Source organism: Limosilactobacillus urinaemulieris, from assembly GCF_014838745.1.
Classification (GTDB): domain Bacteria; phylum Bacillota; class Bacilli; order Lactobacillales; family Lactobacillaceae; genus Limosilactobacillus; species Limosilactobacillus urinaemulieris.
This window is the reverse complement of the sequence record NZ_JABUXR010000031.1, coordinates 1-2,612: the sequence shown is the minus strand read 5'-3', so window position 1 is coordinate 2,612 and position 2,612 is coordinate 1. Positions and strand designations below refer to the sequence as shown.

3 protein-coding genes, 1 tRNA gene, 1 rRNA gene and 1 pseudogene are annotated in these 2,612 nt (G+C 37.4%); all 6 read right to left on the bottom strand.

Annotated features, from left to right (window positions below; translation table 11 throughout):
- Positions 1-253: 253 nt before the first annotated feature.
- Positions 254-493: pseudogene (locus HUK45_RS09840) on the bottom strand (helix-turn-helix domain-containing protein); the annotation flags it as partial.
- 18 nt (positions 494-511) lie between these two features.
- Positions 512-739: a helix-turn-helix domain-containing protein gene (locus HUK45_RS09085; protein WP_191912038.1), complete on the bottom strand. Its 228-nt coding sequence runs from the start codon at positions 737-739 to the stop codon at positions 512-514.
- A gap of 309 nt (positions 740-1,048) precedes the next feature.
- Positions 1,049-1,420: a type II toxin-antitoxin system RelE/ParE family toxin gene (locus HUK45_RS09080; RefSeq protein ID WP_191912037.1), complete on the bottom strand. Its 372-nt coding sequence runs from the start codon at positions 1,418-1,420 to the stop codon at positions 1,049-1,051.
- The gene (locus HUK45_RS09075) at positions 1,413-1,673 is read right to left on the bottom strand and encodes a type II toxin-antitoxin system RelB/DinJ family antitoxin (RefSeq protein WP_191912036.1); all 261 of its coding nucleotides are present in this window, start codon (positions 1,671-1,673) and stop codon (positions 1,413-1,415) included. Before HUK45_RS09075 ends, HUK45_RS09080 begins: the two co-directional genes overlap by 8 nt.
- A gap of 740 nt (positions 1,674-2,413) precedes the next feature.
- A tRNA-Thr gene (locus HUK45_RS09070) sits at positions 2,414-2,486 on the bottom strand.
- A gap of 5 nt (positions 2,487-2,491) precedes the next feature.
- Positions 2,492-2,608: ribosomal RNA gene (gene rrf, locus HUK45_RS09065) — 5S ribosomal RNA — on the bottom strand.
- Positions 2,609-2,612 lie beyond the last annotated feature (4 nt).

Sequence of the window (2,612 nt, the reverse complement as noted above, 5' to 3'; positions counted from 1 at the left end):
CTGACCACTTGGCTCGCGTTTGTCAGCTGACCACCCGTCTTTACATGGCCGGATTCGATGGCGTCAATATTGATTGGTGTGTCCTGGGAATTCCGGTTCGTCACAGCAGCCGGCTTCGTGGCGATGGGCTTGATAATAGAATGTACTTCGCTTAATGGCGGTGTATGGTAGAATCTCCGTTAAGCTAAATCCGAATTTTTGCCTTAGTTCTTGGATGATTTGGTATTCTTCTTTGACTGTCCGCGGTGTTGAACTAAGGCGTCGAGTTTTTTAAGTATTCGTTCTCTACTTTCAAAGCCCGATTCTCTGCTTTCAACTGTTCTAACTCTGATAGTTGTTTACTAGCTTGGTGATTATGGTTAGTAGTCATGTGCTTTGCCCGTCCTCTTCTAGTGAACAAGGTCTCGATTCCACGCTCTTTAAGCTTCTTTTGCCAGGTTGCGATTGTCCCTGGATTACTAATGTCAAATTGAAGTGCTGTTTGTGAGTACGAAACCTTGTGTTGTTTTTTTCATTTTAAGACTTTCAGCTTAAAATCACCATCATAATCATACTTTGGTGAACGAATTTCTAGGCCTTGAACACCATATTTTCGATAGCGAGCCATCCATACTAATACTTTACCTTTACTTCTTATACCCAATCGTCGGGCGATAGTCGTTGAGCCTATTCCCGATAAATACATTTGAACTGCTTTCAGTTTAATTTCTAAACTAAACCTATTCATAGTAACCCCCATAGTTGGAATTCCTTGTCCAACTATGGGGGGGTTACTTCAGACTTCGCTTTTTTAAGTCCGGCACCAAATTAAATTAATAATGAATTAGTACCTAGCCTAAAAACTATGAAGCCCCGTACTAAAACATATTTTATGTTGTCTCCACCTATATAACACTCTATATCTGAAATTATTGAGAATTAGTCTTCCAATATAATCACTATTTAATTGGTACCGGGTCTGATTATTTTTTGACCAGGTACTAAATCCTACTACTATTTCTTAGATTCCTACGGATCATTCTGTAGTATCTAGGTATGGCGCAGCAAGTTAAAAAAGATCCGAATGAGTACCAATTCCTGTCAAATAAACTGTATTCTTATTTGTTCGAATATAAAGGAGTAAGTGATCTCCATTGTGACCATCAAAATGTAAATCTAATCCTCTGATTTTAAGATCAGTCAAATCACCAAATCTATTTCTTATTTCCTGCCGTTGCTGTTTAGTTAACGTAATTGGATGCTCATAAAAATAATCGGGTATTGTTTGGTCATTTAAAAAGCACTCAATAACATATCTCCAAGGTGAACGGTGATCATTTTCAAACGGCACCTCACCATAGAAAATATTGTGCCATCGTGGATTCTTTTTTACCTTTTTACGTTGCTTTTTAAATCTGCCTGTAGGAATCACCTTACTCATTTAATAGTTTCTCCAATTCATCATAAGAAGAAGCTCCCTTTAAGTGGGGCTTTTTCATATCATCAATAACTTCATCAATTGATGACATTGTTTGGGCATTTGGGATTCCCCAATACTTAGGGAGCCCATCGTTAGCAACTGATGATAACATCATTCGGATAAAACTTGAAATGGATAAACCGTGTGCAGCTAATTCCTTGCTTGCCCGTTCTTTAACATCAACTGGGACCCTACTATCTACTCTTGAATCCATACTTATCACCTCACCTGTATTGTATGACATATAACACACAAATTCAAATAAAAAACTTGGTATGTTGCTATATTAGTATACCAGGCCTCACTTTTTTGAAGCCCGGTACCAAATTAAATTGACGATGAATTAGTCTCCCAATATGATCACTATTTAATTGGTACCGGGTCTGATTATTTTTTTGACCAGGTACCTAGAAATCCAGTATAATAAAAAGGCAGCTCAAAACAGTAACTAAATATTGATATGACTTGACTTTGAGTAGAAAAAAGACTGGTATCAAAGACCAGTCTACACTCTTATATAGGTTCCAATCTGTTTCTTTATCAACAGATTCGAGGCATTAAGCCAAGTATTTAGGGAACAATGATTAGCGTTTAATCCGTTTGGGTAAACCATTTAAATCACTACCATTTATCTTACCAAGGAACTACCAAACCTGCATCATTGCATTACCACAATAATCTTTATAATTAAAATAAATTTTATAATATATTTGATTCAAATCAGCTTTTTTTCTTAAACTGAGTAAAACAACCCAATTCTTTAATATCTTAACACGTTTTAACACGCGACCAACGTTGGTATACCAACGTTTACAAGGCTTCAATTTTCAAAAAGTTTCTTTTAATATCATTGTGTGTTAAGAAACGTGTTAAAACACCTACCAAAAGGACCACAAAAAAACCTGTACTAGCAACGTTAAACGTTGTTAATACAGGCTTTTCACTGTTATAAAATGCTGACTAGAGGATTCGAACCTCCGACCTCATCATTACTAGTGACGTGCTCTGCCAACTGAGCTAAGTCAGCATCAAGCGTGGCAACGTCCTATCCTCGCAGGGAGCGATCCCCCAACTACTTTTGGCGTGTTGAAGCTTAACTTCTGTGTTCGGCATGGGAACAGGTGTATCCTTCAAGCCATCATCACCACACTTA